Raw genomic sequence first — 20,003 nt, 5'->3', positions numbered from 1 at the left:
ATTGGGTGCGTTTCACTCGCCCAACCGTGACTCAATTCCGGCTATAGCTGCGTGATGGCACGATGATCAGCCCGGCGCGTTGGCCCACGGCGACATCCGGGTTCGGGAAAATGATGCGGGCATTTTCCTCGGTCACGATCCAGCGCTTCTCACCGTCTTCAGCCAGCAACATGCCCTGCGGCAACGGCATGAAGTTATCGGTCTTGGCGTCGATCAACAACTTGAACGCATCGCTTTCCTTGATCACCTCGCGGGAGACGCGGAACACCTGCGTGGTTTCCGGCACCAGATCCGCCGGCGGCAATTCGCCTTCGATCAAGGTAGCGAGATATTGCTCCATCTCGGATAGATCGACCCCTGCGTTGTGGCCAAAGGGCATGGCGCGGCCCAGCTCGATGGTGAACGAGGTCGCATCGCAATGGCGGCTGGAATAGAACGAGAAGGTCGTCGAGGTGGTCGATTGCAACAACACGGCGGAAATGCCGGCCTGCGCCAGCCGGGCGATCTCGACCGGTTCGAACTGCTTGCCGATCGGCGGCAGCGGGTAAATGGCGAATTTCTCGACCAGGCTCCCGTGGATGGCGGTGTGCAAGTCGTAATGCAGGCGCGGTTTGCCGTCTTGCATGGCGCGGGCAAAGAAACGCATCAACTGCATTTCCAGCATCGTGGCGCGGCGCTGCTCCTGATCGTCGCTCACTTCGGGAACGCGGCAGAACAAGCGGTTCATGTCTTGCGTGACGAAGCGGTTGCCACTGCGCAATGCGTCGACGTTGCCAAACACGAACAACACGCGTGACTTCGGGCGCAACTCGCCGGCCAACAGGCGCGAGATCAAACGATCAACCAGCTCGACCGGCGCAGTCTCGTTGCCATGAATGCCGCAGGAAATCACCAGATCCAGCTTGCGGTTTTCGCCATCGTGCGGCTCGAAGCGAATCACCCCTTCGTCCATGACCTGTACACGCACGCCGTTGAACAAGCAGTACGGCAAGCCAAGCGTTGTTTTGCCGTCGAGCGTCTGCTGCAGGAAAGAGTGATTGGACATGATCGGTACTATTCGACTGGAAAAGTGTAAATGCTACCGATGGCCGGCAAGGCTGTCAGTTCGACAAGTCCCGTACATGCCATTGTCTTCATCTTGGCTCGCCTTCTTACAAAATCAAAGCGACATGCCGGGTGGCAATTGCGGCGGTAGTGCCAACGTCTCCGCTTCGAGCGAGGCAACCGGGTAAGCGCAGTAATCCGCCGCGTAGTATGCACTCGGCCGGTGATTGCCCGAAGCGCCAACCCCGCCGAACGGCGCTGCACTCGATGCGCCGGTCAGCGGCTTGTTCCAGTTCACGATGCCGGCACGCACTTCGCGCCAGAACAGCCGGTAGCGCTCGGCCGAGTCGGATAGCAAGCCGGCGGCAAGTCCATATCGGGTGGCATTCGCCAGCCGCAGCGCCTCGTCGAACGAGGCGTAGCGCTGGATTTGCAGCAGCGGGCCGAAGTATTCCTCGTCGGGCAGATCGGCAATGGCGGTCACATCGATCAACCCCGGCGATAGCAGCGCGGTACCTTCTTGGAGCCGCCGCAAACTCAGTACCGGCTTCCCGCCCAACGCGATCAACTTGGCCTGTGCGGCAAGCAAGGCATTGGCAGCGGCCAGCGAGATCACGCTCCCCATGAACGGCGGTGGATTCTCATCCCACGCCCCAACCCGTAGCGCTTCACTGGCCTGTTTCAGCGCGGCGATAAAACCATCCCCCCATTTACCCTGCGGCACCAGCAGTCGGCGCGAGCAGGTGCAGCGTTGGCCGGCCGAGACAAAAGCCGACTGCAACACGTGATGAATCGCCGCCGGAATATCCGTGACTTCATCGACGAGCAAGGCGTTGTTGCCGCCCATTTCCAGCGCCAGGATCTTGTCGGGATGGCCTGCAAACGCTTGGTGCAGGTGGTAGCCGGTAGCGGCGCTACCGGTGAAATAAAGGCCATCCAGCTGCGGATGCGCCGCCAGTGTCTGGCCCGTGTCGCGTCCACCTTGCAACAGCCCGAATACCCCGATCGGCAAACCGGCAGCCAGCCAGAGTTCGGTCGTGCGTTGCGCGGTCAGCGGGGCAAGCTCGGAGGGCTTGAAGATCACGGTATTGCCGGCCAGCAAGGCCGGCACGATATGGCCGTTCGGCAAATGGCCGGGGAAGTTATACGGCCCGAACACCGCGACCACGCCATGCGGGCGATGCCGCAACACGGCAATGGCATCGCCTTGGGTGCTTTCCTTGATGCCGGTGCGCTCTTCATACGCCCGGATCGAGATATCCACCTTGTTGATCATGGTGGTGACTTCGGTCGCGGCCTCCCAGCGCGGCTTGCCGGTTTCGCGGCCGATGATCGCAGCCAGCTCCCCTTGATTGCCGCGCAAGAGATCGGCAAAGCAGCGCATGACCGCGATGCGCTCGCCCAGATCCATATCTCGCCATGCGGGGAATGCGGCCCGCGCAGCAGAGACTGCAGCATCGACCTGCGCGGCGTCCGCGGCATGGCCGGCCCAGACCTGCGCCTGCGTCACCGGGTTCACCGATGCCAATGCCGCGCCGTTGCCTGCCAACCACTGTCCGTTAATCAACAACATGTTTGCTACTCCTTGATCGATAGCGGCACCGCGCGCACGCTATCGCCCTCTGCAATATCGAGTCGATCCAGCACCGCCCGGGACAGCGGCAGTACGTCTTCCATGGGGTGGGTTGCTGCCAGCGTGGCGCAGAAGCGATCCAGCCGGCGATTGGAAACGAGCCACGTTGTGTCGCCCTTCTTCCCCCTCGCGCTACCGTTGCCCATCGCCGCCAATGCTTTGAAAACGCTGCTGTCGCGCATCGCACGGATGTCATTGCGCGAGCATTCCAGCGTCGGGCCGGCATCGAAAATGTCGATGTAACCCTGGTAGCGAAAGCCTTCGCCCTCCAGCAAGGCACGCGCTGGCTTGGTCGCTGGGTGAACCTCCCCGATGGCGGCCTGCGCTTCGGCCGACAGCAGCGCGGTATAGATCGGGTACTTGGGCATCAACTCGGCGATGAACGACTTGCTGCCGACGTAGGAGAGGAAATCCGCCCGGGCGAAATCCATCTTGAAGAAGTGCCGGCCCAGGCTTTCCCAGAATGGCGAGCGACCAGTCTCATCCGAAACACCGCGCATTTCCGCAATCACCCGCTCTGAAAAGCGGTCGGGAAATTCGGCCATGAACAGGAAGCGGCTCTTGGACAGCAACGAGCCATTGCCATCGCGCCGCCAATCCGGGTGCAGGAACAGGGAGCACAGCTCGGATGCGCCGGTCAGGTCAGAGGTCAGAAACAGCGTTGGCAGCTGCTTGTAGATGCCCAACTCACGCGAGGCATGAACGGACAACCCGACGCGATAGTTGTACCAGGTGTCATTGAGCCCGACGGCAGCCTCGATGGCTGCCGTGCCAGCGAGCTGGCCGCTGGTTTCATCTTCCAGCGCAAAGAAGTAGCCGGCCTCTGCCAACTCCCAGCGGCCGCCGACCGATGCCTCGCTGCCGGCGATACGAGCGGCCAGTCGTTCGGGATCGGCTTGCAGCGTGGTGACACCAACGCCAGCCGCACCGGCCAAGATCAGCACGGCGTCCAGATCGGCGGTTTTCAGAAGGCGGATTCGCATGGTTTGAACCTTGTCTTTGCTTAGTGAGCCTAGTCACCGCCTCAGGGTCGGGCCATCCGGTAAAGCACCAATCAAGGCAATTTTTAGCCCAATGGCATTGCAGCATTCGTGTCACGATTCGCCTGCAGCATCGCTATAAAGAAACATTCGCCCATTTCAATCCAGCGCCAACGAGACGCTATAAAGCGACTGATGCCCACCAAAGTCCTCATCATCGACCACTCGCCGATCGCCAGGCTCGCCATGAGTGATTCGCTCAAGGCTGTATCCGAGTTCGTGGTGGTCGGGCTGGCGGGGGAACCGCATGCAGCGCGCAGCCTGTTTCGCAGTCAGCAGCCGGACGTGGTAGTGATCGATACGGATATCCCCGGTCTGGATTGCGTGGCGCTGCTACGCGCCTTGCAGAGCGAGCGAAAGACCCCAGCGGTCGCGATTGCCTCGCAAACCGATCGCTCCAGCAAACTGGCGCTGCAGATGATGGAACACGGCGCGGTGGCGGTGGTGAACCGGGCCTCGTTGATGATGCGCCAGATTCAAGACAATTCCGCGAATCTGGTCCAGGCGGTACGCGCCGCTGCGCAAAGCCGTGGCGGTCATCGTGGCATGCCGCAAATCGGGGCGATGCGACCACCGCCTCCGCCCCCTCCTGCACCAATTACCGCCCGTGCCACCACGCCGATTACGCCATCCGGCCAGATTCGTTCGGGTTATGTCGCGCCACCTTCCGCCCCCGCCCCGGCGCCCCGGCCCGCTACTACCAACGCCTCGGTCTCGGTCATCAACGAGCGCATGTCCGGCCCCAAGCTCTCGCCCGATATGCTGTTGCCCGCACCAACGCGCAACGGCGTGGCGCAGCTCACCGGGCCGGTGATCGCCATTGGCGCATCCACCGGTGGCGTGCAGGCGTTGGAGGCGATCCTGCCGCACCTGCCGGCCAACAGCCCGCCGATCATCATCGTTCAGCACATGCCGGAGAACTTCACTGCCAATTTCGCGGCGCGGCTCAATAGCCTGTCGAAAATCGAAGTCCGGCAAGCCACGAATAACGAACGCCTGCGCCCCGGCGTGGCGTTGATCGCGCCTGGCGGCAAACACATGCTGCTCAAGCGCAATGGCGCGCAATACCATGTGGAAATCATCGACGGGCCGCTGATCACCCGGCATCGTCCGTCGGTGGATGTGCTATTCCGCTCCACCGCCAACGCGGCCGGCCAGAACGGCATCGGCTTTTTGCTAACCGGCATGGGCGACGATGGCGCCAAGTGCTTGCGCGAACTGCACGAAGTGGGCGGCACGACCTACGCACAAGACGAAAAAACCTGCACCGTCTTCGGTATGCCACGCGAGGCGATTCGACTAGGTGGCGTGACCAATGTCGTATCCCTGCATGACGTGCCCCGGCTGATCGCCAGCTACGCGCGCGGCACCCCGTCTGCTGCACCGTCGACCACTTCGGCCATCAGTCCGTCATCGACGGGCACATCCAGCCACAGACTCGCCAGCGGTAAATAAAGCGCCCCGACTGCCGGCCGGCCGGTGAGCTGTTGCAGCTGGATTGCGTAGCGACGCAGCTGTGGCCGATAAGCGGCAACGAGTCTGGCAGCAAAGGCTTCCGCAGTTTCCTCCACCTGCCGACGTGTCGTTTTGTAGTCGACGATGAGCCACCCCTCCGCCGTTTCCAGCGCCAGATCGATGATCGACTGACGACCCGCCATATCGTGCAAGCGCCATTCCCGCCGTGCCGGCTGGGTGAGCAACCACCGCCCCCGCTCGTCTTCCAACGTTGCCAGCAACGCATCCAGAACGGTGCGTGCCGCCGCACTGGCGGTCACGGCCGGCACACCACTCCGCGTCAGCTGGGTTTGCATCTGCGGCAGCGCTGCGGTCAACGCAGCAGCCGGCCAGCGAGCAAGTCCGTCCTGACCGATCCGCTCCAGCCACGCGTGAGCGAGTGTGCCGACTGCACTCTCGACCTTGGCGTGACCGAGTCCGAAACGCGGTGATGCCACTGGCTGACTGGTTGGCGCGGACTCGGCCCCAGGCATGCTGGCAACGCGCGTCAATAACGGCCCGAGCCATTCTCCTGCGGATTCAGGGGCCGCTGTCGCAACTTCTGCCACCGGTGGCGCGGGGATCACAAGCACCGGCCACAGTCGCGCCATCAAGCTGGATGCCTGCGGCTTGCGAATCTCACCGGTTTCACTGTTGAGATTCAGCTCGCCCACCAGATGCAGCCGATGTTTGGCCCGCGTGGCGGCGACGTACAACAAACGGTCGATTTCGTACTCCGCCCGCCGCTTGTTCCGCTCACCGAGGTATCTGGACACGGGATCATGCTCAGTCTCGGCCAGTGGCTTGATCGGCCCCAACAACAACCGGCCCTGCGATAACTCCAGCCGCAGCAGCGGTGGATGATCCGGCGGCGATTTGCGCTGCAAGCCCGGCAAGATCACGGTATCGAACTGCAAGCCTTTCGACTTGTGCATGGTCATGATTTCGACCCGGCCGGCAGCTGGATCAGCAGCAGCGAACAAGCGCGCCAGCGCGTCATCCAGCGTCGCCGGATCAAGCCCGCCATAAGGCGCAAGCTCCTCGAGCAATTGGAAAAAACGCTCGGCATCCATCGCATCGCGCGCGGTCGCGTACAGGTTCGGCCCACCCAATTTGCGCCAGATGCTGGCCACCCATGCAGCAAACGGCAACGCGCCGCTGGCATTGCTGTCGTCCAGTAAGATGGCGCTGGCGGCTTCGACCCGCTGGCGTTCGTCATCCGGCAAGGCGGCCACATTGGGCGAGTGGCGCAGCAAAGCCGGGATGGTCGTTTCAAAATCGCGACTGAACAAGGTCGCCAGCGTGTTGAGCGTCAGGCCACACCACGGCGCACGCAGCACGCATAACCACGCCAATCGATCGCCACCATGCGACAAGGCCCGCGCCAGTTGCACCAGATCGGCCACCACCGGCCGCTGTGCCAGGGGGGTCAGCTCGACCGCCTTGTGCGCGATACCCGCACCAGTCAGCGAGCGTGCAATCGCGTGGGCATGGCTCTTGGCACGCACCAGAATGGCGACGCTACCTTCTGGATTTGCCGCCAATGCGTTTTGCACCAGCTGCAGCACGGTGGCGTCTTCCGGCTGCGCCAAGGCCAAACCATCGCGTTTCCAGACCGGATGAAAAGTGACCGCCGGACCTTCCAGCTGCGCATTGAAGGCGCTGGATTTGGCGTAGGCAATGGCGCTGCTTTCCGCGTCGTCATGCGGTGGAAAGAGCTTGGCGAAGCTGGTATTCACCCAATCGACGATGCCCGCTTGCGAGCGGAAGTTATCGGTCAGCGCCAGAAAGGCCGGACTGATCTCACCGACGCCATGATCGCGTGCGGCCAGGAACAAGCCGACCTCTGCCTTGCGAAAGCGGTAGATCGACTGCATCGGATCGCCGACCAGAAACAGCGTGCGGCCATCGCCTCGCCCCATGTCATCGGTCTGCCAACCGGCCGTGAGCCGTGCCAGCAAATCGATCTGCGGCTGGCTCGTATCCTGGAATTCGTCGATCAGCAGATGGCGGATGCTCGCATCGAGCTTGAGCAGCAAATCGCTCGGCGCATCGCTTTGGCCGAGTGCATTCAACGCCCGCTGCGCGATCTCGGTGAAATCGACTTCGCCGGTCTGGGCGAAATGCACGATCAACTGCGCGGCGGCAAGTTTGAGGGTGGTCAGCAGTGACGATAGCGCCGTCCATTGGCTATTGGCGAACACCGGCTCCGGCAAGGTATTGACCGACGCCAGCCGGATGATCCATTCCGCTTGCGGATTGACGCCCTGCCCGTCCAGCCACTCCGCCATCTGCACCTTGTGCGCGGTGTCTTTGGGGAAGCCATTCTTGACGTTCAAGCCACCCGGCTTGCGCAGCTCGCCCTTGCCGGTGAGTAGCAGCGCAGCCAAGGCTTGCCAGTAGGGCAATGCGTCTGGCGTGGCTGGCAGGTCCCCCTCCCAACCGGCCAAGACGGCGGCTTGCGAGTCTTCCGGCTGGCAACTCGCCACCGCACGGGCGATGGGCGGCAATTCAAACTGCCAGCCCATCGGCATCGCATTCGCCAAGGCTTGCAACTCTTCGCTCACGACCGCATGCAGATTGCCTTCCAGCGCGACACGCTCCGCATCGTCCGCGACGATTGAAAATCCACCCAGCAAAGGCAGCCATTGATCGCGACTGGCGAGCATGTCGGCAATCAGCGCCTCAGTCGCGCGCAGATCGACATCCAGATGCGCCAGCAGCGTGCGGATTGGTGCGCCAAGCGCTTCCTCTTCGGCCAATGCCAAGGTAGCGCGGGCGGCGGCCAGGTAATGCGGGCGGGCGTCATCCACGGTCGATGGCATGCCGCCGAGTTGGCTCAGATAAGGCATGCGCCGCACCAGGCTGGCGCAGAAGGAGTCGATGGTCTGGATGGTGAGCCGGCCGGGGTGCTCCAGCAGATGCCAGCCTTGTTTTGCGTCATGCTCCAAGGCCTTGCGTGCCAGTTGCCAGCTGCGGTGCAGATGTTCGGCATCCGGCGCTGGCCCGCGCCCAGCCGCGAGCTTTTGCATCACCCGAGCATGCATTTCGGCCGCGGCTTTGCGGGTGAAGGTGATGGCGACGATTTCCTCCGGCCGGGTCACCGTCGGCAACAGGGCGAGGATACGATCCGTCAGCAGCTCGGTCTTGCCGGAACCCGCTGGCGCTTGTACGAGGAAGGAACGCGCCGGATCGACGGCATCGAGCCGGGCTTGCCAGTCTTGGGGTTGTTTATTCACTGTCCGCCTCCTCTTCCAGCGCCACACGCAGGAAAGGCAGCACGTCGCAGTAATTCAGGTCGCCGATGTTGGCGGTGACATTGGCGGCGTAGCCGGCGACGAATTCATCCGCCAAAGCAGCGATGCGGCCTTGCCACAGCCCGAGCAAGTCATGCCACGCCACCCCAGCCAGCGCGTCCTTGCGCTCGTCGAGTTCCGCTGTGGTTTTCACGCCCGGCAAGCCAAACTCACCGGCCGCCAGCCCCTTGGCGCTGACTTCGCGGGCGTTGAGACGAGCCAGCACCAGCCCGGTCACATCTTCGCCGATCACGGCTGCATACAGCGGTAGTTGCAACTCGGTCGGCCGCTCGCGCGCCCAGCCGCTGGTGTCGAGCGTTTTGCCGGTCTTGTAGTCGATGATCACTGCGCCGCCGAACTCATCACGGTCGAGGCGATCCAGTCGCAACTTGAGATTAAGCGGGCCGTGTCGCCACACGTGGGGCGATTCGGTGGCGACGACGGTAAATGGCAGGCGTTGCGCTTCCAGCAGCAGCCATTCGCGGATCACGACCACGGCGCGTTCAGCTTCGAGCACGCGAATCGCCTCGGGCAGATCGCCCAGCGTATCCGTTGCAGCTTGGGTAACTGCATCACCGATGCGACTGGCGAGCGATCCATCCGCACGGGCCGCTTGCAGCACTTGCGACGTTTGCAACGCACGCCAGAGCGCTTCCATCGCCCGGTGTAAAAAGATGCCGCGCAGATTGGCGGTGAATTGCTCGGCGTACGCTGGCAGCTGTTGCGCGCCAAGCCGGTAGCGGACAAAGGCCCACTGCGGGTTCTTGGCTTGGGTTTCCAGCACGCCTGTACCACCAGCGACGGTATCCCGCTCATTCAGCGCCGGGCCTTGCTCGTCTTGCAGGCGTTCGACGATAGCGGGCTTTGCCAATGCGGCAGCGGGGGCGATCCAGTCGAATTCGGGCAAGGCCGCGATCAAGGGCGAGGCGCGCAGCTCGCGTTCGCCGTCCAGTTCGGCATGGCTGACGATGATATTGGGGGCGCATTGGCAGAGCCGTTCGAACAGCTCGTGGGCGTAGGCCAGCTCTCGCTCCGGGGTCGAGCGCGGCGCGCCGGCGGCACGCAGGGCGGATAGCGGTAGCAAGGGATTCGGCTTGGGGATGCTGGGCAGGATGTCGTCGGTCAGGCCGAGTATCCACACCCCGTCCCAGCGGCCCCCTTCCGCTTCCAGCAGTCCCAACACATCCAGCCGGGCCGTGGCGCTACGTTCGGGCTGGAAGGGCGTTTCCCGCGCCAAGCGGGTCAAGAGCTGCACGGCGGCGCGGGCATTCAGTTCGCCAGCGGCGGGGGCCAGCGCGGCAAAGCGCCCGAGCATAGCCTGTAATTCGTTCATGACCTGAAATGCCACACTATCCAGCCCGCGCTCGCCCGGAAAACCGAGTGCATCGAGCGCCGAGCTGAAGCGCTTGGCCCAGTCATCGCAGCGTACATTACGCCGGCCATCGTCGATGATCGCTTTCGCTGCCAACCAAGCCGCCGACAAACGCGGACAGGTAAACAGCTCACGCAGCCAATCGTGCCGATCTACCTTCAGCACGCCACGTTGCCGCCAACGGGCATCAATACGCGCCCGCTCGGCTGCCTCGCCAGCATCGCCCGCGCAATGGCCAGCCAATAACGCGGCCCCCAGATCGGCGGGCTGCCAGGATTTGTTTTCGGTGAGGACAACCAACCAGGCCAACGCCGCACGCGCCAGCGGCCAATCAGCCAGCGGACGGCCAATGGCAACGTTGAAGGCATCCCCGCTGCCCATGGCATCCAGCAGTACGCGTCGAGCGAATGGCGCATCGTTTTCCAGGCGTGGCGCGAGGATGGCGAAATGGCTTTCGGGCTTGGCGGCGAGTTGCTGCGCGGCCCATCCAGCAGCGGCGCGCCATTCGCCCGTGCGGTCGGTGGCGGCGAAACGGCGCGGAGGCTCGGTTGCTGTCTCTCCGTCGTCGAGCAGATGGTGGATGCGGCAGCCATGAGCAGCGATCGCTGTGAGCAAGCGCGTTAGTCGCGGGGAGAGTTCGCGGAAACCGGCCAAAATCAGCATGCTTGGGATGGTCAGCTGACCTCTTTCCAGCAAGCGTGAGACGCGCTCAATGCGTTGATTGTCATCATCCCCATCCAGCTTGGTCAGCAACTTGCGGTAGCGGCTTTGCCAATGGGAATAGCGAATGGCTTCTTCGGTCGCCTCGTCCGGCTTGATGCGCACATCCCAATCGGCTTGCAGGGCATCGGCTTGCGTTGCAAGGGCGGCCAGCTGGCGTTCATCGAAGATCGGGCGTTCTTTTTCTTCGCTGTGGATCGCCTGTGCCCAGATCAGTTGGGCGGCGAAGTCATCGAAGCGGTGGGCGGGTAACGATACATCCGGCAGGAAAGCGGTTGCTTCATCGAGCGATGCCAGCCAGGCGGAGAGCGGCAGGATGACGGGTAACTCCGCCACCAGCTGGCCGTTGGCGGCGTGCTGAGCGAGTACATCCGCGGCCAAACGCCGGGCCAAGCGATTGTTGACGGTGAGCAGCACGGTGCCCGCGACGGGTAATCGCAGCACGTCAACAAAGGAGATTGGAGTTTCTTCGGGCAGGACAGCCATGGCACACATTTTCGACAATTCGCTGCCGATGATAGCAGCCGGGCTTGGCGCTCGGTCCCTCTTGGAAGCTGTTCAAAGTCTCGCAAACCGCCAACGTGAAGCGCTGCTGGGCTTTACTTCCCCCTTCGTGAAGGGGGACTGAGGGGGATTTCGACGCAAGTGGATGTGGAGATGCCGCAGAAATCCCCCCTTGCCCCCTTCAAAAAGGGGGGAAATGGCAACGTAAACGTTGCCAAAAAAGACTTTGAACAGGTTCTTACTACGCCCGGCGTCAGTGTTGATCGTCGGTCACGGTCTTGCTGGGCTGCGACCAGCGAAGCCAGACCCGCCATTGCCGCAACGGATCGGCGGCGGCGCTATCGGGCCAGAGCAGCAAGGTAGTGCGAAGCTTTTCCGCGTCGAGCTGCAACACGGTAATCCAGCTGGTCACACGCGTGCTGACATGCACGGTGGCATCCAAGGTGCGCCCGTCCGGCCAACGTATACGGACCAGCCCGTCGGGCAACGCCTCAAGCCGCTGTGGTTGCGGGCGACTGCGTCGCGCCAGCCAGAACGAAGCAACGACCAGCAGCAGCGCGAAAACCATCCACGACAACGGCAGACAAACCGCGACGATCAGTGCCGCCACGTGCAAAAACAGGCCCAGATAACGGGCCTGTTTGGACGGATTGAGCAGCAGGGAGGGCGGCAGCGTCATTCAAACCGTGTCATTCAACGATCTGCACGCTACCGGCCACCGAGACCGAAACGCGGCTTTCGCCTCCTTCCAGCGGCGCAGGCGCGGCATCGGCAGATGCCGACATGACGGCGGCCTTATAGAGCACCGGGCGCGGCGGCGGCATCGGCTGGCCGGCATGAACGTTCAGATTGACGATTTTCCATGACTTGCCAGAAAGCCCTTCACCGATCAGCGTGGCACGCTGGCGGAAGGCTTTGAGGCTTTCCTGGATCAGCTCGTTCTCGACCAACTCACGTTGCCGCTCGGATACGCCGTAACGGACTTCGGCCAATTGCAGGCTCTGGCCATTCGCTTGGGGCTGCTGCAACTGGCCAAGCAGTTTGGAGAGGGCCGGGAAGTCTTTGCTGGTGAGGCGCAACTCGCCGCGGCCACGCCAACCATCCTGTTTGTTGGTCTTGCCATAGACCGGATAGGTGGAATAACCGGTGCCAGCCGATTGCACAGCCGGCTCTTGCTTGACGGTCTTCAAGGCTGCAGCCAGCGTGGTGTTGACCAGCTCGGCCAAGCGCGACGGGTTACTGTCGGTCATCTCGACGAACAACGTGGCGTAGGCCGTATCGTTGCTCACCTCGCGACTCGCTGAGGCTTCGAGATTGACGACGTTGTAGTTCAGCGGCTCGGCATAAACAGCGGTAGCGGCCGTGGCAAGCAATAGACCAGTCATCCAGTTTCGCATCGGTACTCTCCATGAAAAACGGCGCATCAGGCGCCGCTTTGATTCACAAGATTGTTCATAAACCGGGATCAGTGGTAACCGTGGTCCGACGGGGTGTTGTGAATCCCGTCGTCGACGCTATCCATCACGCCAAGATGAATTTCCACGTCGAACCACTCCCAGAACAGCTTCAGATTGCGCTTCTTCGGCCAGAGTTCCTCATCCCCTACCCAGGATGACAATTCCATCTCGAATAATTTCTCGGCAACGTCATCGATATAGGCAATGCCGTCTTCCGGTTCGGCCGCTTCCGGAATCAGGATCACGGTGCAATCAGTGCGAATATCTTCCAGCGTAAGCGGAATATCGTTGCCGGGCAGCGCCAGCAGCCAATCCAGGAAGGGCTGTTTCGGGCGAATCAGGGCGGCAGAACGATCGACAATGAACATGTAAGGGGAGCTCCTGGCTGACATGAGCGCCGGCCTGCGTGACGGGCCGGCTGTTCTTCTGAATGGAACACAATTTTAATGATTTGGATGCTACAGCACCCCGATGCGGAGAGTATTATGCCGAGGTAGTTTGCTGCAGGCCAGCAACACCCTTTTCACCGCTGCAACCGTTTCACTCTCTCGATATCCCATGAACGACCAATCATCCAGGAACCAACGCAAGATTGTCGGTTGGCGCGCTGCCATCATGCTTGGCGCGCAGGCGCAGCCGATCCTTGGCCGCATCATCGAGGCATCGCCGTCCGGCTTCGTGATCCTCACTGAGCAGGAAATCCGCGCCGGGCACGTCTGCCGCCTTTTCGTCGACTTGCCAACGCCATCCAACGGGCAGCGCAACTACCTCGACTGCAAATTCAAAGTCACCACCGCCACACTCCAGGCTGATCGCTTCAAGCTGATCGGCCAGATCGTTGACATGCCGACGGCGCAGCAAGACCAGCTGAATCACGCCCTAGGCTAACCGCCGCTGCTTTAGCGACCGCTGAATGTGACAGGAGCAGGCACAAGGCCTGCTCCTGACTCACCGGGGCTTTCGCCCCCAGTTACCTAACAACCTCATCACGACGGCTTGCGACGCCTTGTTGCGGCCGGTTTCGCTGCTGGTTGCGCAGATTGATCCGTGCTCTTCGCCTCTGCGCTGCCACGTGGCGGCTTGGCGGTTCGTGGCGCAGCGGTCGGCGTCACCACCGGTTGAGCTGCCGGCTTGGTCGCGGATTTCGCTGCCGGTTTGCTTGCCGGTTTCGCAGCGGGTGCAGCGACTGGCTGGGCCACAGCCGGTGGTACCGGAGGTGCCAGCAGTCTGGCCACTTGTGGGGCCGGCTTTGCAGCTGGCTTGGTCACAACCGGTTTAGCCACCACCGCTTGCTTCTTCGCTTGACCTTGCCCGGCCTGGCCCGTTGCACCAGCGCGTTTGCGGGCTGACGACTTGACCGATGGTTTGGCCGCGGGCTTGGGTGCTGGCTGGGCTGCGGACTTTCCAGCGGTTGCCTGCGGTGCAGATACGCCCTGCGCTGCAGCTTGCTTGGTCACGACCGGTTCGGCTACGACGGGTTGTTTCTTCGCCCCGCCCTTCGCTTGGTTCGTCTGCACCGTCGCACCGATCCGCTTGACCGTAGCCTGCTTGCTGGCTGGCTTGGCGGTTGGTTTGCCGGGGGCCGTCTGTGGCGTGAATGCACTGCGCTCTTCCGTCCGCTTTGCCGCTACCGGTGCAGAGAACTGCTTTCCTGCCTGCCCTTTGCCGTGGCCACCGTAGCTTGCAGCGCCAGTGCGCTGGCCGCCCCGTTGATTCCCCGCGGGCTTTCTGCCACCCGATTTATTGTCCGGTGCTCTGGACACCGGCTGCGGCGTGAAGACGCCCCGCTCTTCCAGCAAGACAAAATCGATCTTGTTGGTTTCCATGTCGACGCGCACCACGCGCACTTTCACGCGATCCATCAACTTGTAGATCTGGCCGCTACGCTCGCCACGCAGCTCGTGACGGCGGTCGTCGAACTGGAAGTAATCCTTGCCCAGTTCGGAGATGTGCACCAAGCCTTCGACGTACAGATCGTCCAGCAGCACGAACAAGCCAAAGTTGGTGACGGCCGAAATGGTGCCTTCGAACGACTCGCCCACCTTGTCGCGCATGAAATAGCATTTGAGGAAGTTGAGCACATCGCGGCTGGCTTCGTCGGCGCGGCGCTCGGTCATCGAGCACTGCACGCCGAGCTGATCCCACTTTTGCGCCGGCTTGTATTTCTTGCCGGCGAGCACGGCCTTGATCGAACGGTGGACCAGCAAATCCGGATAGCGGCGGATCGGCGAGGTGAAGTGGGCGTAGGCCTCGTAACTCAAGCCGAAGTGACCCGCGTTATCCGGGCTGTAGACCGCTTGCGACAGGCTACGCAGCAGCATGGTTTGCAGCAACGACGCATCCGGGCGCAGCTTGATCTTCTCCAGCAGTTGCGCGTAATCCTTGGCGCTCGGGTCATCCTCGCCCGGCAGCGAGAGGCCGCAACTGCGCAGGTATTCGCGCAACTTGTCGAGCTTCTGCTCGGTCGGGCCTTCGTGCACGCGGAACAGCACCGGGTGCTTTTTCTCGATCAGGAAATTCGCCGCGCAGACGTTGGCGGCGAGCATGCATTCCTCGATCAGCTTGTGGGCGTCATTGCGCACCACCGGCACGATTTCGCGGATCTTGCCGAATTCGTCGAAGCGGATTTCAGTTTCGGTCGTCTCGAAATCAATAGCGCCGCGTTGCTGGCGGGCTTTGGCGAAGGTCTGGAACAAGGCGTACAGCGTTTCCAGATGCGGCAATACCTTCTTGTACTCCTTGGCGGTGTCGCCCTTTGGATTGGAGAGCATGTCCCACACCTTGGTGTAGGTCAGGCGCGCCTTGGACAACATCACTGCCGGATAGAACTTGTATTTCTTGATTTCGCCATCAGCGGCGACTTGCATGTCGCACACCATGCACAGCCGTTCGACTTCCGGATTGAGCGAGCAGATACCGTTCGAAAGCGCTTCCGGCAGCATCGGGATCACCCGACGCGGGAAATAGACCGAGTTACCGCGCTCGATCGAGGTCTGATCCAGCGCATCGTTCGGTTGCACGTAATGGCTGACGTCGGCAATCGCGACGATCAGTCGCCAGCCTTTGCCTTTCTTTTCTGCGTAAACGGCATCGTCAAAATCACGGGCGGTTTCACCGTCGATGGTCACCAACGGCAGTTCGGTCAGGTCGACACGCTCTACGCCATCGACCGGCTTCCAATCCACCTTGCGGACTTTCTTGGGCGTGGCCTGGCCTTGCGCTTCGGCTTCCTTGGAGAACTCGTGCGGCAAGTTGTGCTTGCGCAGCGCGATCTCGATTTCCATGCCAGGGTCATCGTAATTACCCAGCACTTCGACTACGCGGCCCAGGGGTTTCACATGGCGTGCCGGCTGCTGGATGATCTCGATCATCACCACTTGGCCCGGCTGAGCCTTGCCGACTTCCTTGGGTGGAATCAGGAAATCCTGGCTGATGCGTTTTTCTTCGGCGGCAACGATCGCTACGCCGCGCTCGACATGGAAGCGCCCAACGAGGCGGATATTGGCGCGATCAACCACTTCAATGATCTTGCCCTCGCGACGTCCGCGACGATCGAAGCCGATCTGCTGGCCGAGCACGCGGTCGCCATGCAATACCTTGTCCATTTCCTTCGGGCCAAGATAGAGATCATCGCTGCCATCATCCGGCACGAGAAAGCCAAAACCATCCTGATGCCCTTGCACGCGGCCAACGATCGAATCGACTTTTTCCGGCAGGCACAACGCGCCCTTGCGGTTGATCATCAGCTCCGCTTCACGCGCCATGGCGCCGATGCGGCGTTCAAAGAAAGGGAGTTCGGATTGGGTAATGGAGAGTTGCTTGGCAAGCTCGGCGACTTCGGTCGGTGCGCCGCGCTCGGTGAGTATCTGGAGGATATATTCGCGGCTGGGCAGCGGGTTTTCGTAACGCTCGCGCTCGCGTTCCAGCCAGGGGTCTTGGGCTCGTAGGCCCTTGAGTTTTCGGGGTCGACGGGATGTTTCGATATTCTCTGTTTTCTTGGTTGACATCGGTCTAGGGTTTCCTGATAATTGCGCCTCTTCACTGCAGTGCGCCGGTTCATTCTAGCGTAGCTCGTGGCCCAGGTGGCGGAATTGGTAGACGCACTAGGTTCAGGTCCTAGCGCTCGCAAGGGCGTGGAAGTTCGAGTCTTCTCTTGGGCACCACGTACTACCTAAGCGATGAAATCGAGCACTGTATAACGAAGAATGCCCAGGTGGCGGAATTGGTAGACGCACTAGGTTCAGGTCCTAGCGCTCGCAAGGGCGTGGAAGTTCGAGTCTTCTCTTGGGCACCAATTTCACAAAAACCCCGACCGACAGGTCGGGGTTTTTTGTTTCCGGTCATTCCTTCCGACCATCCGGTCATTCGATTTACCACCCTCCCCTTGTCACCTTCCTGCAACCAATACCATTGTCATTCTGGCGAACCATCATCGTTGGTTTATATTTGGCTGATGCTTGAGCATGGCCCGACAGTCAGGGCACTCAAAGCGATGTAAGCGTTCGACAAGCTTTCCACTCTGACTACGGCGTTGCTCCATTGATCGCCGACTGGTATGGACTTGCAATGGGCGTTCACTCTGGCAGCAGCTATCGACGGCTTTTCCGGCTGATCTGGCCGTTCATTGCCATTCTGGTGCTGCTCACCCTGCTTGCCGTGCTCAGCATGAATCTCATGTCTGCGGTACGTGCGTACGTCGGCGGGGAAAGCCTGTGGTCCAAAGGCCAGAAAGACGCCATCTACGCGCTCGGCAACTATCTGCAGACCGGCCAGAACGAAGACTATGTCCGCTACCAGACCGCCATTGCCATTCCGCTCTCCGACCATGCTGCCCGTCTGGCGCTTAATCTGCCCCAACCTGATCTCGAGGCTGCGCGTGCCGGATTGATTGGCGGCGGCAACCGCCAGGCCGACATTCCGGTCATGATCTGGATGTACCGCAACTTCCAGCAGGTCAGCTACCTCAAGCGGGCAATCAGCATTTGGGCGGAAGCAGACCAACACATCGAGCGACTCAATCAGCTCGCCGCGCAAATCCACGACGGATTCACCCATCGCGCGATCGACGAAAACACGTACATGCGCTTTCACACGCAAATCCGCACGATCAACGACAGGCTGACCCCGCTGGAAACCGCGTTTTCCGCCACGCTGAGCGAGGCATCATGGGTCATTCACGACGCACTGCTCTACGTGAACATCGGCGCGGCCATCTTGCTGATTTCATTTGCCACCCGGCGCACCTACAAACTGCTGTCTGAGAGCGCCGCCCTGGAGCGCGCCTTGCAAACCAGTGAAGAGCGCCTGCAGCTGGCCCTTAGCGGCAGTCGTTATGGCATCTGGGATTGGGACATCCCCGCTGAGCGCACCTATATCTCGCCCCAGTACAAAAAGCTGTTCGGCCTGCCGGAGAACGATCAGCCGATCAGATATATCGATTGGGTCGATCGCCTGCACCCGGACGATCACGCAGTGACCCTCGCCACGCTCACTGCCCACCTCGAAGACAATCAACCCTATGACATCGAATACCGCTTCGGCCTGCCGGGCGCCTATCGCTGGATTCACGTCATCGGCAAAGCCAGTCGCGACGCGCAAGGCCGGCCCTACCGGATGTCCGGCACTTTCGACGACATCACCGAGCGCAAGCGCATCGAAGCAGCGCTGCGTGCAGAACAGGAACGCGCCAGCGTCACGCTTGCCGCCATTGGCGATGCCGTCCTGACCACCGACACCACCGGCCAGATCAGTTACATGAATACGGCGGCCGAATCGTTGTTCGGCTGCACCAACGAACTAGCCTGCGGCGAATCGTTCTCCACGCTCTGCCGCATCATCGACGAAGAAAACCGCCAGACGCCGATCGACCCCGCCACCCAGATCCTCGCCGGCGAGACACCGGATACCGAAGGCCGCAACCTGCTGCTGATCTGCCCGGATGGCGGCGAGATCGCCGTGCAACTGGTCGCCGCTGCCGTGCACGATGAAGCAGGCAAAGTCGCTGGTGTCGTACTCGCTCTGCACGACATGACGCGCGAACGCCAGTACGTCGCCAATCTCTCCTGGCAAGCCAGCCACGACGAATTGACCGGCCTCGCCAACCGCCGCGAGTTCGAGCTTCGCCTCTCGCGACTGCTCGAAGACATGAAACGGCGACCGACCCACAACGCCGTCCTCTTCATCGACATGGACCAGTTCAAGATCGTCAACGACACCAGCGGCCACTCCGCCGGCGACGAGCTGTTGCGCCAGGTGAGCAATGCGCTGATCCAGAACCTGCGCGAAGGCGATACGCTGGCCCGCCTGGGCGGCGATGAATTCGGCGTCATCCTGGCCGGTTGTCGACCCGACCCCGCCGAACGGATCGCCGAAGCCCTGCGCGCTGCCATCGAAAACCTGCACTTCGCCTGGGGCAACCAACCGTTCCCGATCAGCATCAGCGTTGGCCTGGTCAACTTCGAGAGCCCGTTGACCACGCTGGAAGACATCCTGCGTTCGGCCGATGCCGCCTGCTACCTCGCCAAGGAAAAAGGCCGCAACCGCGTGCAGCATTACCGGCCGGACGATGCCGAACTGACGATTCGGCATGGCGAAATGGAATGGGTGCACCGGCTGCGGCTGGCACTGGATGAAGACCGCTTCTGTCTCTACAGCCAGCCGATTGTCCCGGTCCGCAATCATGAGACCGGTGCGCATTTCGAACTGCTGCTGCGGCTGCGTGACGAGCACGGCGAGGTCGTCCCGCCGATCGCCTTTATCCCCGCTGCGGAGCGTTTTGGCCTGATGCCGCAGATCGATCGCTGGGTTGTCCGTACCGCACTGAGCACGATTGCCGAGCGCTATCCCGACGGTCAGGGCGCGGACAAACTGGTATGCGCGATCAACCTCTCCGGCTCTTCACTTGGCGACGACACCTTCCTCGACTTCATCCACGAGCAATTTACCCACAGCGGTGTTGCGCCAGACTCGATCTGTTTTGAAATCACCGAGACCAGCGCCATCGCCAATCTCAAGCGTGCCACCCATTTCATGCACGAGCTGCATCAACTGGGTTGCCGCTTCTCGCTCGACGACTTCGGCGCCGGGATGTCGTCGTTTGCCTATCTCAAGCACCTGCCGGTGGACTACCTGAAAATCGATGGCGGCTTTGTCAAAAACCTCGCCACCGACCCGACCGACCGAGCCATGGTGGTCGCCATCAATCATATCGGCCACGTGATGGGTAAACGCACCATTGCCGAATTCGCCGAGAACGACGCCATCATTCAACAGCTGCAAGAAATTGGCGTCGATTACATCCAGGGCTATGGCATTGCCCGGCCCGCCCCCTTTACGACGTCAATTCGTTCCAGTACACAGTCAATTCCGACAATATAAAGAGTGTCGGTATCTGCAAACTGCGCCAATTCAGGCGATATTAGAAATAGTTGTCTTTGCAAGAGA

General features: G+C 61.5%; 12 protein-coding genes and 2 tRNA genes. 5 read left to right on the top strand and 9 right to left on the bottom strand.

What is annotated here, in order from left to right:
• Window positions 1–31 precede the first annotated feature (31 nt).
• The 3 genes from astE to astA form a co-directional block, all read right to left on the bottom strand.
• The gene (gene astE / locus BR41_RS12400) at window positions 32–1,045 is read right to left on the bottom strand and encodes a succinylglutamate desuccinylase (protein ID WP_051710833.1); all 1,014 of its coding nucleotides are present in this window, start codon (window positions 1,043–1,045) and stop codon (window positions 32–34) included.
• A gap of 114 nt (window positions 1,046–1,159) precedes the next feature.
• A complete protein-coding gene (gene astD / locus BR41_RS12395) occupies window positions 1,160–2,617 on the bottom strand; it encodes a succinylglutamate-semialdehyde dehydrogenase (RefSeq protein WP_035056928.1) in 1,458 nt (485 codons plus the stop codon).
• Between the two features lie 5 nt (window positions 2,618–2,622).
• Entirely contained in the window at window positions 2,623–3,660 is a 1,038-nt protein-coding gene (gene astA, locus BR41_RS12390) for an arginine N-succinyltransferase (protein WP_035056926.1), read from the bottom strand.
• A 192-nt stretch (window positions 3,661–3,852) separates the two neighbouring features.
• Here astA and cheB point away from each other — a divergent pair, with 192 nt between their 5' ends.
• Complete coding sequence (cheB, locus tag BR41_RS22970) at window positions 3,853–5,172, top strand: chemotaxis-specific protein-glutamate methyltransferase CheB (RefSeq protein WP_051710831.1); 1,320 nt, start codon at window positions 3,853–3,855, stop codon at window positions 5,170–5,172.
• Here cheB and BR41_RS12380 read toward each other — a convergent pair.
• The 5 genes from BR41_RS12380 to BR41_RS12360 form a co-directional block, all read right to left on the bottom strand.
• The gene (locus BR41_RS12380) at window positions 5,073–8,450 is read right to left on the bottom strand and encodes a UvrD-helicase domain-containing protein (protein ID WP_084187104.1); all 3,378 of its coding nucleotides are present in this window, start codon (window positions 8,448–8,450) and stop codon (window positions 5,073–5,075) included. The two genes, cheB and BR41_RS12380, sit on opposite strands and share 100 nt — an antisense overlap.
• Entirely contained in the window at window positions 8,443–11,085 is a 2,643-nt protein-coding gene (locus BR41_RS12375; RefSeq protein ID WP_051710829.1) for a PD-(D/E)XK nuclease family protein, read from the bottom strand. The genes BR41_RS12380 and BR41_RS12375 overlap by 8 nt, the downstream gene beginning before the upstream one ends.
• A 271-nt stretch (window positions 11,086–11,356) precedes the next feature.
• Complete coding sequence (locus tag BR41_RS22965; protein WP_051710827.1) at window positions 11,357–11,782, bottom strand: protein YgfX; 426 nt, start codon at window positions 11,780–11,782, stop codon at window positions 11,357–11,359.
• A 10-nt stretch (window positions 11,783–11,792) separates the two neighbouring features.
• Entirely contained in the window at window positions 11,793–12,500 is a 708-nt protein-coding gene (locus BR41_RS12365) for an SIMPL domain-containing protein (protein ID WP_035056922.1), read from the bottom strand.
• Between the two features lie 68 nt (window positions 12,501–12,568).
• Window positions 12,569–12,928 carry a hypothetical protein gene (locus tag BR41_RS12360; protein WP_035056919.1) on the bottom strand — a complete coding sequence of 120 codons (360 nt, stop codon included), beginning with the start codon at window positions 12,926–12,928 and terminating at the stop codon, window positions 12,569–12,571.
• Window positions 12,929–13,118: 190 nt separating this feature from the next.
• On the opposite strand from BR41_RS12360, the gene BR41_RS12355 reads away from it, so the two are divergent.
• A complete protein-coding gene (locus BR41_RS12355; RefSeq protein WP_035056916.1) occupies window positions 13,119–13,448 on the top strand; it encodes a hypothetical protein in 330 nt (109 codons plus the stop codon).
• A 98-nt stretch (window positions 13,449–13,546) separates the two neighbouring features.
• On the opposite strand, the gene rnr is transcribed toward BR41_RS12355, so the two are convergent.
• Window positions 13,547–16,567, bottom strand: a complete 3,021-nt coding sequence (rnr, locus tag BR41_RS12350; RefSeq protein ID WP_084187101.1) for a ribonuclease R — start codon at window positions 16,565–16,567, stop codon at window positions 13,547–13,549.
• Window positions 16,568–16,636: 69 nt separating this feature from the next.
• Between rnr and BR41_RS12345 the strand changes: the two genes are divergently transcribed.
• The 3 genes from BR41_RS12345 to BR41_RS12335 all read left to right on the top strand — a co-directional run bounded on the left by BR41_RS12345 (window position 16,637) and on the right by BR41_RS12335 (window position 19,937).
• Window positions 16,637–16,723: transfer RNA gene (locus tag BR41_RS12345), tRNA-Leu, on the top strand.
• 44 nt (window positions 16,724–16,767) lie between these two features.
• Window positions 16,768–16,854, top strand: a tRNA-Leu gene (locus BR41_RS12340).
• Window positions 16,855–17,126: 272 nt separating this feature from the next.
• Window positions 17,127–19,937, top strand: coding sequence for an EAL domain-containing protein (locus BR41_RS12335; RefSeq protein WP_051710823.1), 2,811 nt, complete (start codon window positions 17,127–17,129; stop codon window positions 19,935–19,937).
• Window positions 19,938–20,003 lie beyond the last annotated feature (66 nt).

It is taken from the genome of Andreprevotia chitinilytica DSM 18519, assembly GCF_000711875.1.
GTDB classification, from domain to species: Bacteria; Pseudomonadota; Gammaproteobacteria; order Burkholderiales; family Chitinibacteraceae; genus Andreprevotia; species Andreprevotia chitinilytica.
Note: the sequence above shows the minus strand (reverse complement) of the source record. Positions and strands in the feature narration are given on the sequence as shown.